The sequence below is a fragment of the Leptospira meyeri genome, from assembly GCF_004368965.1.
GTDB lineage: Bacteria > Spirochaetota > Leptospiria > Leptospirales > Leptospiraceae > Leptospira_A > Leptospira_A meyeri.
This window is the reverse complement of sequence record NZ_SORO01000001.1, coordinates 2,709,065-2,724,153: the sequence shown is the minus strand read 5'-3', so window position 1 is coordinate 2,724,153 and position 15,089 is coordinate 2,709,065. Positions and strand designations below refer to the sequence as shown.

General features: G+C 38.2%; 16 protein-coding genes. 5 read left to right on the top strand and 11 right to left on the bottom strand.

Features of this window, described 5'->3' with window-relative positions; genetic code table 11:
* Nucleotides 1–23 precede the first annotated feature (23 nt).
* Nucleotides 24–1,205: a fatty acid desaturase family protein gene (locus CLV96_RS12875; protein WP_004787516.1), complete on the bottom strand. Its 1,182-nt coding sequence runs from the start codon at nt 1,203–1,205 to the stop codon at nt 24–26.
* Between the two features lie 58 nt (nt 1,206–1,263).
* Entirely contained in the window at nt 1,264–2,349 is a 1,086-nt protein-coding gene (locus CLV96_RS12870) for a ferredoxin reductase (RefSeq protein ID WP_004785659.1), read from the bottom strand.
* Between the two features lie 150 nt (nt 2,350–2,499).
* Between CLV96_RS12870 and CLV96_RS12865 the strand changes: the two genes are divergently transcribed.
* The gene (locus tag CLV96_RS12865; RefSeq protein ID WP_081581541.1) at nt 2,500–3,129 is read left to right on the top strand and encodes a TetR family transcriptional regulator; all 630 of its coding nucleotides are present in this window, start codon (nt 2,500–2,502) and stop codon (nt 3,127–3,129) included.
* A gap of 16 nt (nt 3,130–3,145) precedes the next feature.
* Here the strand turns inward: CLV96_RS12865 and CLV96_RS12860 are convergent, their stop codons facing one another.
* On the bottom strand, nt 3,146–4,957 hold the full coding sequence (locus tag CLV96_RS12860) for a histidine kinase dimerization/phosphoacceptor domain -containing protein (protein ID WP_004787083.1): 1,812 nt from the start codon (nt 4,955–4,957) through the stop codon (nt 3,146–3,148).
* A gap of 325 nt (nt 4,958–5,282) precedes the next feature.
* Complete coding sequence (locus CLV96_RS12855; RefSeq protein WP_035983320.1) at nt 5,283–5,702, bottom strand: 6-carboxytetrahydropterin synthase; 420 nt, start codon at nt 5,700–5,702, stop codon at nt 5,283–5,285.
* Nucleotides 5,703–5,766: 64 nt separating this feature from the next.
* Here CLV96_RS12855 and CLV96_RS12850 point away from each other — a divergent pair, with 64 nt between their 5' ends.
* The 4 genes from CLV96_RS12850 (at nt 5,767) to CLV96_RS12835 (ending at nt 7,757) form a co-directional block, all read left to right on the top strand.
* Nucleotides 5,767–5,988 carry a DUF1858 domain-containing protein gene (locus CLV96_RS12850; protein WP_002973441.1) on the top strand — a complete coding sequence of 74 codons (222 nt, stop codon included), beginning with the start codon at nt 5,767–5,769 and terminating at the stop codon, nt 5,986–5,988.
* An 88-nt stretch (nt 5,989–6,076) separates the two neighbouring features.
* Nucleotides 6,077–7,057 (top strand): fumarylacetoacetate hydrolase family protein, encoded by a 981-nt coding sequence (locus CLV96_RS12845; protein WP_004786655.1) that lies wholly within the window; start codon nt 6,077–6,079, stop codon nt 7,055–7,057.
* A complete protein-coding gene (locus CLV96_RS12840) occupies nt 7,045–7,446 on the top strand; it encodes a DUF2721 domain-containing protein (protein WP_081581542.1) in 402 nt (133 codons plus the stop codon). Before CLV96_RS12845 ends, CLV96_RS12840 begins: the two co-directional genes overlap by 13 nt.
* Complete coding sequence (locus CLV96_RS12835) at nt 7,443–7,757, top strand: SH3 domain-containing protein (protein WP_004785274.1); 315 nt, start codon at nt 7,443–7,445, stop codon at nt 7,755–7,757. The genes CLV96_RS12840 and CLV96_RS12835 overlap by 4 nt, the downstream gene beginning before the upstream one ends.
* A gap of 374 nt (nt 7,758–8,131) precedes the next feature.
* On the opposite strand, the gene CLV96_RS12830 is transcribed toward CLV96_RS12835, so the two are convergent.
* The 7 genes from CLV96_RS12830 to CLV96_RS12800 form a co-directional block, all read right to left on the bottom strand.
* Entirely contained in the window at nt 8,132–9,142 is a 1,011-nt protein-coding gene (locus CLV96_RS12830; RefSeq protein WP_004787639.1) for a zinc-dependent alcohol dehydrogenase family protein, read from the bottom strand.
* Nucleotides 9,143–9,193: 51 nt separating this feature from the next.
* Nucleotides 9,194–9,625 (bottom strand): VOC family protein, encoded by a 432-nt coding sequence (locus CLV96_RS12825; protein ID WP_004786483.1) that lies wholly within the window; start codon nt 9,623–9,625, stop codon nt 9,194–9,196.
* 176 nt (nt 9,626–9,801) lie between these two features.
* The gene (gene ccrA / locus CLV96_RS12820; protein ID WP_004784265.1) at nt 9,802–11,049 is read right to left on the bottom strand and encodes a crotonyl-CoA carboxylase/reductase; all 1,248 of its coding nucleotides are present in this window, start codon (nt 11,047–11,049) and stop codon (nt 9,802–9,804) included.
* Nucleotides 11,050–11,113: 64 nt separating this feature from the next.
* A complete protein-coding gene (locus CLV96_RS12815; RefSeq protein WP_004785242.1) occupies nt 11,114–12,025 on the bottom strand; it encodes an LIC11086 family outer membrane transporter in 912 nt (303 codons plus the stop codon).
* Nucleotides 12,022–12,918, bottom strand: a complete 897-nt coding sequence (locus CLV96_RS12810; RefSeq protein WP_004787709.1) for a hypothetical protein — start codon at nt 12,916–12,918, stop codon at nt 12,022–12,024. The genes CLV96_RS12815 and CLV96_RS12810 overlap by 4 nt, the downstream gene beginning before the upstream one ends.
* Nucleotides 12,918–14,123 (bottom strand): MbnH family di-heme enzyme, encoded by a 1,206-nt coding sequence (locus CLV96_RS12805; protein ID WP_004784993.1) that lies wholly within the window; start codon nt 14,121–14,123, stop codon nt 12,918–12,920. The genes CLV96_RS12810 and CLV96_RS12805 overlap by 1 nt, the downstream gene beginning before the upstream one ends.
* Before the next feature lie 58 nt (nt 14,124–14,181).
* Nucleotides 14,182–15,024, bottom strand: a complete 843-nt coding sequence (locus CLV96_RS12800) for an MbnP family copper-binding protein (RefSeq protein ID WP_004785293.1) — start codon at nt 15,022–15,024, stop codon at nt 14,182–14,184.
* Nucleotides 15,025–15,089 lie beyond the last annotated feature (65 nt).

Below are 15,089 nucleotides of genomic sequence, written 5' to 3'. Positions count from 1 at the left end.
TGGGAAATCCAAAATTGTTCAGGTTAAGTGAGAGTAACGGATTTCTCTTCTGTAGGAAGGGATATCTGGAAACTGGGTTGTGACACCATACCTTTTGGTTCCAAATATACTTTTCGATTTCCCATTAATTTTCCGGCAATGGAATCTGGAAAAGAGTAAGCAATGATCCGTTTCCAAACAGAAGCAAACTGCTTTAGAAAACTTCCCGTATTGTAGTGTTGACCATACTTAGCACAAATTTCTTTCAAACGAGGTGCTACTTCACGATACCGTATCGCAGGCATACCAGGAAACATATGGTGTTCTATTTGATGACTTAAGTGACCAGTCATTGTATAAAACAACTTACTTCCATCCAGGTTTGACGAACCTTTGAGTTGTCTTAAATACCATTGTGCTTTTGTTTCACCGGCAATTTCATCAGTTGAAAAGGATTCTGCATTTTCAGTAAAGTGACCACAAAAGATCACAGCATATGTCCAGAGATTTCTGATCAGATTTGCAATCATATTCCCTAAAATGATTTTTGGGAAATTTAAACCAGCGAGCAACGGAAACAAAATATAATCTTTTACGACCTGTAGTTCAATTTTTTTGAAGAATACTGCCTTAAAATCTTTTAAAGATCTTTTATTTCTCTGTTTTTTTGGAATTTCCAAATGTTCTACACGATAACCATGTGCGCCAATGCCCCATTGAAAGTTCATGGCAAGAAACAGATTAGTAAAAGGTTGTGTTAAGTGGACAGGTTTCCATTTTTGTGCTTCAGTCAAACGTGTAAAATTATAACCATAATCATGGTCTTTGTTCAAAACATTCGTAAAGGTGTGGTGCATATAATTATGATAAAACTTCCACTGGTGAGCATCGCACACAATATCCCACTCGAAAGTCCTTGAGTTAAAACGAGGATCGTTCATCCAATCATATTGTCCATGAAGCACATTATGACCAAGTTCCATATTGTTGATAATTTTGGATGTAGCGAGTAACAAAGTTCCAGCAACAAAAGATATAGGTTCAAAACTAAAATGGATGAGTCCCCTGCCTAAAACTTCTGTATAACGATATACCTTATAAATGAATCTGATATGATCTGCATCTTCCTTTCCAACTTTTGACATTACTTCTTCTCGGAGTGAATCTACTTCTTTACCAAACGCTTCGACTTCATCTTTGTTTAATTTTTTACTAATCGTTCTCATGTTTTTTTCCTATGATTATTTCGTTTATTTCAATCTTTATTTTACTGAGTTCTCAGTTCTAAAGTTCTAATTCCAAATTTGATTCAGCACGAGAGATACAAATCTGAATATTCTCTTCACCTAACGCAGAAACTTCGTTTTTTGCTAAATCGGTAACAGAACCAGCTGCTTTTTTACAAACGCAGGTATGGCAAATCCCCATTCGGCATCCACTTTGAGGATATATTCCTTGGTCTTCTAATTCTTCTAAAAGAGAACGTTCTCCTTTTACTTGAATGGTTTTGTGGCTTAACGATAAAAAGACATCGACTGTTCCCGTTTTTTTAACTTTCAACTGCGATTGACCTGGCAACAGAAAAAGTTCAGATTTTACTTCATTCCCTTCCAAAAGAGAAAGTGCTTTGGTTTGCATAGGAGCAGGACCACAAACATAAACAGAATAAGATTTTAAATCATCAGTATACTTCTGTAAAATTTCTTTTGTTAAAAATCCCGAATCATATCCTTCCTTAGAAACATCTGAAAAAATATAACGGATTTCTAACCAACCAGCTGCTTTACTAATTTCTTCTAAGGAAGAACGCAAAATTATATCTTCATAAGATCTAACAAAATATAATAGAGTTGCTTTTCCTTTGAATTGGTTTGCTTGTAATTGTTTGAGAATGGAATGGATTGGAGTGATTCCACTACCGCCTGCTAAAAATAAAAATTTAGAAGGCAGAACTTTTGGAAGAACAAATTCACCGGAAGGTTCTCCCAACTCCAACAAATCACCTTTTTTGATATTCTGATTGATAAAGTTAGAAACAAGTCCACCTGATTGACGTTTGACGGTGATGCTTAAATACTTTTCTCCAGGAAATGACGACAAAGAATAAAACCGAGTGACTCGTCTTCCGGCAATTTCAACTGTCACTGGAACATGTTGTCCTGATACAAATCCCTTCCAAAGCCAATTTGGTTTTAATACCAAAGTCTTAGCATCTGCCGTTTCTTCTCGGATGGCAACGACTTTCGCTTTGACCGCAGTTACCGAAAACCTGGGGTTAATCTCCCCCAATAGAAAATCAGCCCAATCTTGGGGTTGGAGGAATTTTAAAAATTCCTTGGGTTGGTTGTAGATAAAAGGAAAGGTTTTCATTTTCGCCTCGTATTTCGCATTTAAGTGAACACTTGTTCACAGAGATATCTAATAGTGTTAATTTACGTCGTTAGCTATGTCAATCCCTAATTCTGCATTTTGTCCTTGCTTTTTAAAAAAAAGTGAACGATCGTTTACTGAATTCATCCAATGAAACTCAATAAACGCTACGCCCAAAAGCTTCGCACCCATGATAATTTGCTCGAAGGTGCCTTGCGGCTGATGGGAGAGGAAAAAGGTTTGGGAGATCTCAGCCTTCGCGAAGTGGCAGGAGAGGCAGGGATCGTCCCTGCAGCCTTCTATCGGCATTTCAAAAACATGGAAGAACTGGGCTTATCTCTTGTGGATGACTGCGGTGGCCGAATCCAAACCATTGTGGGGGATGCTCGTACCAAGGGAGCTTACAAGTCCGCTTTGCAACTGACGATTGGATTTTTCTTTGACTACGTTGCCAATAATCGCTCACTCTTTCGATTCATTGCAAGGGAAAGAACCGGCGGGAACCAAAAAATTCGAGAAAAAATTCGCGAGTCGATGAAAACAATCGCCAGGGAACTAGCAAAAGATATGCGAATGCCCAAAATGATTCCTGTAGAAGACATACAGTTTGCCTCTGAGTTGATTGTGAGTATTTGTTTTCTAATGGCTTCTGATTTTTTAGATCTTGCAACGGATGCACACACTGAAATGAGAAAATTAAAATTACAAACGATCAAACAAGTTCGTTTGGTGTTTATTGGAACCATCCGAGGAAGAAAACGAAAGGATAATTCAAATTGAATTTAAATCGGTTGATTTAGTTTTTATCTGATTGTTGCAAAGGGAAAGAGATCATGATGTTAAGGCCTTCCCCTTTTTTGGATACAGAAGAAAGCACACCTTTTAATTGTGAAGTAAGACTCCGAATTAATTCATAACCAAAATGATTTCCTTTTTCAATGTTCACCGAATCAGGTAAACCCTCTCCATCATCACCAACAGACAAAATAATATTTTCATTAGAACGTGATAAGTGGATACGAACATCTCCACCTTTTTCATTTGGATATGCATACTTTAATGCATTAGTCAAAAGTTCGTTTAGGATCAAACCAAGTGGCAAAGTTCGTTTTAAGTCTAAACGAATTTCTTCTAACTTAACATCAAATCGAATTTTTGTAGGATTCAGAACAAAAATATCATGAAGGCTAAACACTAAATCTTCAATGTACTTTCGCAAATCAACTGATTCCAAATCTTCCGATTGGTATAAATTTTCGTACACCTTAGACATGGACATGATTCTTGATTGTGCATTTAAAAACGATTGTTTGGCGATATCGTTTTCAACTTTGAAAGACTCTAAATTCAAAAGTCCGGAAATAATGGCGAGGGTATTTTTAACCCTATGTTGTAGTTCCTTTAATAAAACATCTTTTTCTTCCAAAGATTTTGCGAGTCGGTCTTCGATATCCAAAATTTTTGTGACATCCAAATTGATCCAGAGAATGAACCTTTCACCAGCAATTTCAAAGGCTTGACTGAATACCATAACATCAAATTTATTGCCGCCCGAATGAGTGACTGACATTCTTTCACCATTCATCCTTCCTTTTTCTTGGTAAATTTGGTTGAGGCGTGCAAGTTGTTCAGGATTACTCCAAGCTTTAAACTCTGTTGTTTTTTTGCCAATGACCTTTGATTTTTCTAATTGGAAGATTGTTTCCATAGAGGAATTTATATCCAAATAAGTTCCATCTTTGACTGTAGAAATTGCCATGGCAATAGGACTGAGTTGAAATACTTTTGCGTAGAGGCTTTCCCCGTCTTTTGGAGGAACCATAACAGGTGCATTTGGTGTCTCTCTAAATACAATCACCACTCCGCTTAAATTCTTTTCAGAATCTAAAATAGGTGAAATTGTCTCTGTAACATGTGTTTCGCGACCGCTACGAGAAACAATAATAAGATCATTTCTCCTTTCCGTTTTTTCGAGTCCACTGAAAGCATTTAGAAAGGGATAGGAAACCCGAGTTCGAGCTTCTGCTTGAATTAAATATAAAAATGAAGAAAGGTCTTTTTCTAAAACTTCTGATTTGCGATGTCCCAACATATCCAGAGCTTTATGATTGATTTCACGAATCAACCCTTCAGGTGTAAGAACGATTACACCATCTCCCATAGCTTCAAAGGTAATTCGTAGTTCTTTTTCTCGAAATGCTAAGGACTGTTCGGCTTGGTAAAGTTTCAGTGCAGATCGAATCATACATTCGATGATATCGGGACTGGAAATTTTTGGAATGAAACCGTAGTGTTTTATTTTGCAAACACGATCTAGAATTTTATTATCTGAATAACCGCTAACAAATAGAATGGGAATCTCACGATAAGAAAGAATTTTTTCAGCAAGTTGGATTCCATCCATTCCATCGGAAAGATTTATATCCATAAGAATCAAATCTACTTTTTCACCTGAAGTGATGAAGTTGTATGCATCGTTTGTATTTGATACATACTGCACGGAATACCCTTTGTTTTTAAGGAATTCTGATTGTGAAATAGCCAATATGGCTTCATCTTCCACAAGCAAAATATGACCTAAACTATGTTTGATTTCCGTAAATGGCATAGAGTGTTCTATCGATTTTCATAATGAGCCTGTAGAAAAGCAATCGATTAAGATGATAAATTTTTATGAAAAAAAATGAAAACGTCTGCAATAAAAACTAACGACGAATGTTGAACGTTAGAGCATTCCAATTGCATGTAAACCAAATGATGGAAGGATTATGTCGAATCTGAATCACAAACGAATGTTTGTTGACATAAATTTTACGTAGGAAACCGAGCTACGGAGTTTTTTTCTATCAAACGTTCTTTTTTCATATTTGTTTTATGGAAACGAAAAGTAGGTAGAGAAAAACTAAGGAATAGTACCTAACTATTGTTAAAAATTAGGTCATACTTGCGTTTTCATCTGGTTCAAAGAATGCAAGATTTTCAGGTCCTTCATGGATCACAATCCGGCGGATTTTGCCATCTGAAGATTTGACATCGGACTTGAGACCTGCATAAAACCAACGAGCTACATTCTCCGAAGTGGGATTAACCCCCTTAAAATCGGGATGGTCGTTGATCAAGATATGATCAATGGAATGGACTAACTCGGAAAGTCGGGTTCTTGCTGTTAAAAAATCGTAAGAAATGCCATCTGGACGAATGTTTGTATTTCCCTCCAGAAACACCTCCACCTTCCAGGAATGCCCATGGATAGGCTCATCCGAGCCATCGGCAAAGTACTGGTAGAGGAAATGGGCGGATTCAAACCTTCCCTCGATTCTGACATAAAATTTCCCGTTTTCTTGGGTAAACATTCCATTGACGAATAGAGCATAGTCCAATATTTGTATAGTAATTTCCTTCCTGAGGGTTCTTAAGATGACTGAAACAACAAAACCGCGCTTTTTTAAAGAAATGACTGTGGGCGAAGCAATTGCGATCCATCCAGAAGCAGGTCTAGTTTTCTCCAGCTACCATTTAGGTGGATGTTCACACTGCTCCATTAACGAAGTTGAGACGATAGAACAAGTTTGTATGGGTTATGGTGTAGAAGTAGACACTCTCATCGATTCACTCAACAATCTTTTCTCTGAAGAATAGACCAAATTCTCACTACCACATTGTAAGGGCCTTCGTTTGGCCCAGGTGTTTTTTATCCCTCCCCAAAACATAGTTTCATAGGTCAACGATGGCAAAATATTTTGTACGTTTTCAATATAAAAATAAAATTGATTGGGGAATGGTTGCCGACGAAAAAGTCCTTCCTTTACGAATTGGTGATCTCTCCACCAAGGACTTGCTAGTTGGTATTGAAAAAAAAAGAATCAAAACTCCTACAAACATTCAATCAGAGAAAACGATTCCCAAAAACAAAATTACTATTTTGTCACCAATCACAGCACCATGCCAAGTGATTTGTCAAGGGGCAAATTATAAAAAACATTCGTTGGAAGCTGGACTCAATCCTAAATCAAAAAAGTATAATTTATTTTTTACTAAGTCCGATGTGTCGATCACAACTGCAGTCGGCGATGTGATCCGACCAAAACATGTAGAACTTTTAGATTATGAAATCGAATTGGGAATTGTATTTGGAAAAGAAATCAACGAAGATCTTGATTTTCATTCTTACAATCCAAGTGAGTATATAGCTGCTCTTTTCATTGCCAATGATATTTCGGCAAGGGACATCCAACTTCCCCAATTGCAATGGTATAAAGGGAAATCTTATAGAACTTTTTTTCCTGCGGGACCCTTTCTTGCTGTATTAGACCCAAATGATTTTGATCAAATTGATCTGCTAAAACTAAACCTAACAGTCAATGGACAATTAAGACAATCCGCAGAAGCAAACCAAATGGTATATTCGCCAAAAGAATCGATTGCCGAACTTTCTAGGTTCGCCCATATTCAAGTAGGAGATGTTTTGTTAACGGGAACACCGTCTGGTTGTGCACTCCAAGCTCCGGGAAAACTAAAACAAATATTTGCTAGTTTTCTACCTGAACACAAAAAATGGGATGTTTTTATAAAGACACAAAAAAAACGAAAAGAGTATTTACAACCTGGAGATGTGATCAAAGCCACCATTCGTACTCCTGATGGAAAAATCAATTTGGGAGAACAAATCCTACAAGTAAAACAAGGCTCAATAGATTGGACAACCTAATCTATAGTATACCGGGACTCCTATTCCCGGCAATCTCTTTGTTGATGCTCGCCTATACCAATCGTTTCTTTGGATTGGCTAAACTTTCGAGGCAACTTTTATCAGAATACGAATCCTCAAAATCAGAGATTTTAGAAAAACAAATTCATAACTTACGTTTTCGCATTTCTCTGATTTTATATGCTCAAAGTGCGGGGATCTTTAGTTTGATCTTATGCGCCTGCTCAATGGGTATGATTCCTTTTTATAATATTGTGGCTTGGGTTTTATTCGCTTTATCTCTTTTGTTTATGATAATTTCGCTTGTCCTAGCTCTAATAGAAATCCATTTATCTGTGATTGCCTTAGACATTGAAAGAAATTCTGTATTGAAGTCGGTAACCAAATGAGAAAGTTTATATACCTCTTTCTATTTTTTTTTCTTTTATGTAAAGAAACGAACCAAAATACAAAACCTGATCTTCAAACAACCAATCAAAGCACATTCATTGATAAAATTTGTATTGTTGCTAAAGAAGGATTGAATATTTATTCTCAACCTTCATCTCAATCTGAAATCATTAGCACTGTACCTTATTTTACTAAATTAGGTGTCTTAGAGTATTTTGATTACGAAACGATAGGAATTAATTCCGGTAAATGGGCAAAAGTATCTTTTCAGAATAAAATTGGATACTTATTTGAACAGTTTACTATTTGAGATTGTTCCTTATATGATCCAGAACTAATAGAACCTGATCAAATCAACGACCAGTCCATCTTAGGTTATTGGGGTAAAGAAAATTATAGTCCTTATTACATTCACTTCACGAAAGATTATACCTTCGATGCTCATATTTGGAATGGCTGCGATGAGGATGGTTGTATATCTTATAATGTGGAAGGTGAATGGAAAATCGTTGGTGATGTTATTTATATGAGGACGAAACGAAATTCAAACAATGAAAATCGGTTTTATCTTTATGTGGTTAGAGAAAAGGAACTATCATATGAGGATCCTAAATATTCATTTTTACAAAACTACGACAACGAACCGGTTTCTCGACTTAAAAAAATCAAAAAATAAGGTTTACCTTATATGCGGATCACAATTTTTCCAAAATGAGATCCCGATCGTAAGTACCGTATTGCCTCTGCGGATTCTTCTAAAGAAAACACTTTATCTACTACAGGGCACAACCCGGAAACTTCAATGGCCCCGTTCATTTCGATAAAAGCTTTTCTTCCTCCGACAACCAATCCTTGGATTTTTAAATTATTCATCACTGCTGGAAGTAAATTGAGTTCTCCAGATTTACCAGCAAGTATCCCAATCAAATGGATCACACCAAATGGACGACAAGCGGCAATGGATTGTTCTAGAGTTCCGGCCCCACCCACTTCAATGATATGATCGGCACCTACTTTTTCTGTGATCCTACGAACTTCTTTACCCCACTCGGGAGTTTCTTTGTAATTGATGAGATAATCAGCACCTAACTCTTTTCCCCGTTCTAACTTTTCACCACTGGATGAAGTGAGAATGACTTTGGCACCGACTAGTTTAGCAAACTGCAATGCGAAGATAGATACGCCACCTGTTCCTTGTACAACGACAAATTCTCCAGGTTTTAATTGGCTAAACTGAAACAATCCAGACCAAGCAGTTAGAGCCGCACAAGGCAGGGTGGCTGCTTCTTCATACGACAAATGGGAAGGAATTCGAACAAGTCCCGTTTCAGGAACTAAAGCAAACTCGCGTAAGGTGCCAGGGAGTGGACCTCCAATGGTATGACGCATTTCGGCATGGGTTGCTTCTTTTGATATCCACTTAGGTGCAAAAGTGAGAAGAACACGATCCCCTACTTCCCAATCGGTTACAGTAGAACCGATTGCCACCACTTCACCGGCACCATCGCTACAAGGAACCAAAGGCAGTGGAAATTTAGGATTGTATTTACCTTCAACTACCAAAGAATCACGGTAATTTAAAGAAGCAGCACGCATTCGAACCAAAACTTCTGTTGGTCCTGGATTTGTTGGTTCCGAGACCTCGACAATTTTTAAATAATCCAAACCAAATTGACTCACCTGCGCTTGTTTCATAGTTTTCCTTAAAAACCCTTCAAATTAAAAATATAACAAAGAAAATACGAATTATTTACTTAGAACAATTTCGCCTTTTTCATTTAATGGGAAAAATGGATTGTATGCTACTTCAAAAATATGACCATCAAAGTCCCTAAAATATCCGCTATAACCTCCCCAAAAAACTTTTTGTGGTTCTTTAAGAATCGTAGCACCTAACGAGCGCACTTTGTTCATGACTGCATCAACTTCAGCTTCGCTAGTTTGATTTTGAGCAAGGGTGATTCCCGAAAAGTCTTGGCGTTTTTGAAAAGGAATCCCAATATCCTCTGCTAAATCTTTTTCGCCAAATAATGCAAATACGACTGCTCCTATTTGAAAAAAAGCAACACTGTCATTGCTTTCTTCTGAGCGTTTCCACCCGAGTCCCTTTTCATAAAAATCGATTGAACGTTGTAAATCGGAAACACCTAGGGTGATTAAATTGATTCGCGGATGCATAAACGAACTCCTTTTGTAAAAATACGAACTTTTGAGAAATAAAAATAATGATTGTGGAAATTGGATTCACAAAACGAAAGTTTCATGGTAAATGGAGCCATTGGGTGGCGGGTGGATAACCCCACCCAGTCTCGATAGGGCGGGGACATGTACTCTAAATACACACCTGGAAAGAATTACTTCTTTCCAAGTCCTGTAGTTTTTGCACCAACGAGGATTGACATGTTTCCTGATGGGTGCTTGTTCTCGCGCATCAATTGGTGACACTCACCAGTTTGTTCAAAACTATAAGTTTCAGCCAAAACTGGATCTACTTTTTTATCAATCACCAATTGGTTGAGGTCACGACAGTTGTCGTCGTTTGCGAAGTGAGAACCTTGCAGACGTTTTTGTCTCATCCACAAATAACGAAGGTCAGCTGTTGCATTAAAGCCAGTCGTTCCAGCACAGATGACAACCATACCGCCTGTTTCACAAACAAATACGGAAGTAGGAAGTGTAGTTTCACCTGGATGTTCAAATACGATTTGTGGGTTTTTACCTTTACCAGCAATGTCCCAAATCGCTTTTCCAAATTCACGTGCTTGTTTAGTCCACTCAACAAAAGCTTCTGGTTTGTTGATATCAGAAGTGAGTCCACCCCAGTGTTTAAACTTGTTACGGTTGATCACACCAGCAGCGCCTAAATTTTTGCAAAAATCAATTTTGTCATCGGAGGAAACAACAGCAATTGGAATTCCACCAGCAGCTTTTACAATTTGAATCGCCATAGCACCAAGTCCACCGGCTCCACCCCAAATGAGCACAACATCACCAGGTTTTACGTCGTTTGGTTTCCAGTGGTGTAACATTCTATAAGCGGTTGCTGCAACTAACATATAGGCTGCGGAAGCTTCCCATGTTAGGTGTTGCGGACGAGGAAGGCACTGATGGTCTTGCACTTTGCAAAACTGCGCAAAGGAACCCCAGTTAGATTCATATCCCCAGATGATTTGAGAAGGTGCATACATTGGGTCTTTTCCAGAAAGAACCCATGGATCTTTTGGATCCCACATGGCACAATGGACAACTACTTCATCACCCACTTTTACATTTTTAACTTCAGAACCAACTTTATAGACAATCCCAGAAGCATCAGATCCACCAATATGGAATTTTTCTGGTTCGCCTTTTTTATTACGAGCTGCGATCACATCGACGGGATACCCTAAAGCTGCCCAAACATTATTATAGTTTACACCGGCAGCCATGGTGGCTACGAGAACTTCGTTCGGACCGATCTCCGGAACATCAATGACTTCTGATTGAAAAGAAGTTTTCGGTTCGCCGTAACGTTCCGGGCGAATGACCTGCGCGTGCATTTTTTTGGGCACAACTCCAATAGGAGGGAGTTCCCCTACTGGTACGATTTCTACGTTGCTCATAGATTACCTTTTACGAATAAAATTTATAGAGTTTCTTAGAACGTTTTAAAAAAGGCATCTGATGTCAATCGCTTCCCCACTCCATGGAGAAGGCAAAAGTCCATGCAGATTGATAGAGTCTGTACTCACGATCCCTTTGCAACGGGTACCGATAGGCTAAACTCATGTTGTATTTCTCTGAAAAATTCCAAGAAAACCCAGCGCTCGCCTCTGTAAAATACGCCGGGTTTGCTTTATCTTTTTCTTTGGAATAGTCCACGCCATTATAGGGATTACGATACAAGAGACCAGTAAAGAGAGAAATCTCAGGCATCAAATAATACGTCACATATCCAGAAATGAGAGCGGTTTTTTTGAACTCATACTCGGGTTCAGGAGGAGAGGCAGATGGTTTTCTATAATAATAGGGAACACCATCATTATCTTGCAGGTTATTTGGTTGGGGACGAGAGAGAGGATTTAATCCCCCGATCTTTGTTACAAAGGACCACTTCTCATACAGATATCCCAGTTTGATAAATCCAGAACCTGTATAATAATTTCCACCGGTAAACCGGTCTGTGTCAGGACCACTCGGAAAACCAACCGAACCTTCGATCACAAAAAAGTAAGGTTTATCCAAATCAAAGAAAGGTTGGTATTTAAAACCAAGATAAGTTTTTCCAATTCGTGCCGCATCTTCTCTTCCTCTTTGTTGGTAGTAGTTCCATGGAACAGAAGCATTGAGTGCAAACCTTCCATCAAAAAAATTCATCTCTGCAAATGCTGTGGTTGTGAATAGATGGCTATTTTCACGTGTGGATTGGTAATAATCTTGAGTCATTACCAAATAGTTGGTTGGCTTTTCTCGTTTTCCTGTAAATGGATCCACAAATCTCGCTGTTGCATTGGGACTATCCGACGAACCAGTGTGATGCGAATTAATCGAATGAAAGGAAATTAAAAAAAGAATGAAGACTAATAAATTTTGTTTCATCGTTCCACTCCAGGGAAACAACCAGGAAAACTAAAAACGATATCTTCTGCTTGGAGATTTTGTTGAAGGATATTGTATAAAGGCACATTCGAAACTTTTGAAATAACAATAGGTCCAGGAAACAATAATGCAAGTTGCTGTAAAAAACGAACGGGTGTTCCCGAAACAGAGCGATCTTGAAACATTGACGCAAGAGACATTAGAATTTCGATATTGTTTGTCCGCCCTTGTTTGATTGGGATTTTACATTTAGGGGTAATTGATTTATTCCCTTGCGGAAGAAGAATGGTGATGTCGTTTCCATTCACTGTCATCCGAATGTAAATTTCTTCCCAACTCACATTTGCAATCGCAACCACTCCCAGTGGCATATTCGAAATTCTCGTATTTGGATAAAGAAAACTTGCTCCTGTTTCCATTGTATTATTGTACTGTGTGATGTTGGATACAGTAGAGGCAGATAAAAACGGATAGAGTTTTCCATACAAATCATCCGCTGGCAAATCGAGAGGTACTGTATACGGGGTATGTGTTTTGGCAGTTGCATTAGAACTTTTTTCCGAACTCGTAGTTGACACACCTAATACCTGGTTTGGTGGATTAATTCGATAACTACCCGTTTCCCAATTGATATAGGTGGTACTTTGAATCGAAATATTGTAAACTACAGCATTGCTTGTTAAACTAAACAAATTTAGAGTATCATCTGCTTGGTCATCATAACTGCGTAGATTCGTACCGACTGTCACAGTTTGATTGTTGTTAAAAAAAATTAAGTTCTGGAGGATTTCCATTTTTTCTTTATTACTGTCACCCACCGAACCAAAGGTACAGTGAGTGATGAATAGGAAAATAATGGGAAAGAAACTTAGCCGATAGATTCCCTCTTTCATCAAAAGGGACTCGCAAACTTAGGGTTGGTTAAAAACTCATCATCGGTAAGTGCTAATAGAAAGTTTACCATATCATCCCTTTGTGAATTGGTAATAGTAAATGCCCGAATGAGCGTAACATCTTTGGCAGAATGGTTTTGACCACCTGAACGGTAATGATCCACTACTTGCGTCAATGCATCCCTAGCACAATCTACCTTTGTTTTTCCAGCACCCGCTGGTTTGTCAGGGTTATTCGAATCAGCACACATAAAAATCCCATCATGCATATAGGGATAAGTGACCCCAATGTTACGTAAAGATGGAGCACGAAATTTTCCAGTATCAGAGGCGACACCTGTCAAATCAAATAACCCTCGTTTGTTGCTTGGAACACCTGCATAGTAGGTATCATCATGGATCCCATTGCTATGGTAAAAAAATTCCTCTTTCGCCCCTCCATGAAAGGAAGTATCCGTAAAATTAAATCCCCCATGACAATGAAAGCATTCCGCAACTTCACCGTTAAATAAATTAAGTCCTCTTATCTCAGAGGCAGTTAATGCCGATTTGTTATTTCTAAATGTGTATTGGTCGTATCTAGAATTTCCAGAAATCATTGACCTTTGGAAACTGGCGAGTGCATATCGTACATTTTGTTCGTTAATACCGGAACCACCAAAAGCACGTTCGAACATTGGTGGGTAAATTGCATTGGACGATAGTTCATTCAAAAAATTATTATTCTGTAAACCCAATTCAATGGGAGTTTCTCCAAACATAGGAGCACGAGCTTGGATCTCCAAACTTGTCATTTTTGGATTACTCCAAGTGAGTCTTGGCATGTAAGCAACATTGGAAAGATGTTGTGCATTTCTTGGATGGGATTGGTTCGTGATCCCGCTCGGAAAATCTTTTCCGTCTGCAAATGCCAAAGATTGAAAATGACAACTGCTACAAGCCATGGTTCCATTTCCAGACAGTTTCTTTTCATAAAACAAATGCCTGCCGAGTTCTACTTTCGCCTTCGACATAGGATTGTCAGAAGGAACAAGTGGCTGTGGGAAACCAGGTGGTAAATCCCAAACCCAGTCGGAAGCAGTTGCCAAAATTCCAAGAGCGGCAAGTAACATATCATTGTTGGTTTCTTTTTTCTGAAACGGAAGTACGTTACAACTAAAAAGAAAACTAAAAAAAAGAAACATGGATGAAAGGTGAATTTTCATAATCTATATCCTTAACGGTGGAACGGGTTAATATCTATCGATACTAACCCAAACTATTTTACTTTAAACTAAAGATCCTTTGAGAGTATGTCCCATCGGCAGCACCATTCGATTCATTTAATCCAAATGCCCGAATCAAAGGTAAACAAGCTGCGGATCCATCACCAGGCATACACATACCCATTGCACCGAAAGTATGGCCGTTTATTAACTTATCTACATCGAGAGAAATCTTTTGGTTCGCAGAATTAAATTGACCAGTTAGCTGAATAGATGCTCGAAATTTTTTAGAACAGTTACCGTAGTTTGGTGCTCCACTACAAGTAGTTGATCCAATATGTAAACTTGTCCAATCAGTTCCGTTGTTATATGAGAACTCAATTTTTGAATGTTTGTATCCACCGGTCCAAGACCAATACATTGCTCCATTATTTAATGGTGCAGCTTGATTCGTCCTATCCAAATGATTCAATGCTTCTGGTACTCCTACAGTAAACTGTACACCAGTATAACTGCCTGCAGGAGCAGTTCCTGAGACCTTTGTATTTGTATCAACTGTCTGAGTTGTTTCTAAATCCACAAGGGCAACTCCATTGGATTGCCAAACATTATCAGTAGACAAGGTGACATCAACTGTTGATCCATCAGCTTTTACAAGTTTCACTTCTGAAATATACATTCGAAAGTCACGAAATTGAACGGTTCGGATATCAGCGGTGATATTTGAACCCGTTACCAAAGGTTGGCCATTGGCAAGAGCTTCAAAATTCAAATTCACAGTTTGTGGCATAGCCAAAGCCAAAAGTGCTAATGTTTCGTTGTCATCTGATTTTGAATTCGGATTGCAGGATATAATTCCCATTACCGAGACAAAAATAAAAAAAGTTTTAAATATGTTCATAAATACCTAATATTCTAAAATACTACATTTGTTTTTAATTAAAAGAATGATAAATCATCCTTCGA

Bases quoted from the DNA above. Each gene is read 5' to 3' on its own strand.
- CLV96_RS12875 (WP_004787516.1), bottom strand. From the start codon at position 1,205: ATGAGAACGATTAGTAAAAAATTAAACAAAGATGAAGTCGAAGCGTTT.
- CLV96_RS12870 (WP_004785659.1), bottom strand. From the start codon at position 2,349: ATGAAAACCTTTCCTTTTATCTACAACCAACCCAAGGAATTTTTAAAA.
- CLV96_RS12865 (WP_081581541.1), top strand. From the start codon at position 2,500: ATGAAACTCAATAAACGCTACGCCCAAAAGCTTCGCACCCATGATAAT.
- CLV96_RS12860 (WP_004787083.1), bottom strand. From the start codon at position 4,957: ATGCCATTTACGGAAATCAAACATAGTTTAGGTCATATTTTGCTTGTG.
- CLV96_RS12855 (WP_035983320.1), bottom strand. From the start codon at position 5,702: ATGTTTACCCAAGAAAACGGGAAATTTTATGTCAGAATCGAGGGAAGG.
- CLV96_RS12850 (WP_002973441.1), top strand. From the start codon at position 5,767: ATGACTGAAACAACAAAACCGCGCTTTTTTAAAGAAATGACTGTGGGC.
- CLV96_RS12845 (WP_004786655.1), top strand. From the start codon at position 6,077: ATGGCAAAATATTTTGTACGTTTTCAATATAAAAATAAAATTGATTGG.
- CLV96_RS12835 (WP_004785274.1), top strand. From the start codon at position 7,443: ATGAGAAAGTTTATATACCTCTTTCTATTTTTTTTTCTTTTATGTAAA.
- CLV96_RS12830 (WP_004787639.1), bottom strand. From the start codon at position 9,142: ATGAAACAAGCGCAGGTGAGTCAATTTGGTTTGGATTATTTAAAAATT.
- CLV96_RS12825 (WP_004786483.1), bottom strand. From the start codon at position 9,625: ATGCATCCGCGAATCAATTTAATCACCCTAGGTGTTTCCGATTTACAA.
- ccrA (WP_004784265.1), bottom strand. From the start codon at position 11,049: ATGAGCAACGTAGAAATCGTACCAGTAGGGGAACTCCCTCCTATTGGA.
- CLV96_RS12815 (WP_004785242.1), bottom strand. From the start codon at position 12,025: ATGAAACAAAATTTATTAGTCTTCATTCTTTTTTTAATTTCCTTTCAT.
- CLV96_RS12810 (WP_004787709.1), bottom strand. From the start codon at position 12,918: ATGAAAGAGGGAATCTATCGGCTAAGTTTCTTTCCCATTATTTTCCTA.
- CLV96_RS12805 (WP_004784993.1), bottom strand. From the start codon at position 14,123: ATGAAAATTCACCTTTCATCCATGTTTCTTTTTTTTAGTTTTCTTTTT.
- CLV96_RS12800 (WP_004785293.1), bottom strand. From the start codon at position 15,024: ATGAACATATTTAAAACTTTTTTTATTTTTGTCTCGGTAATGGGAATT.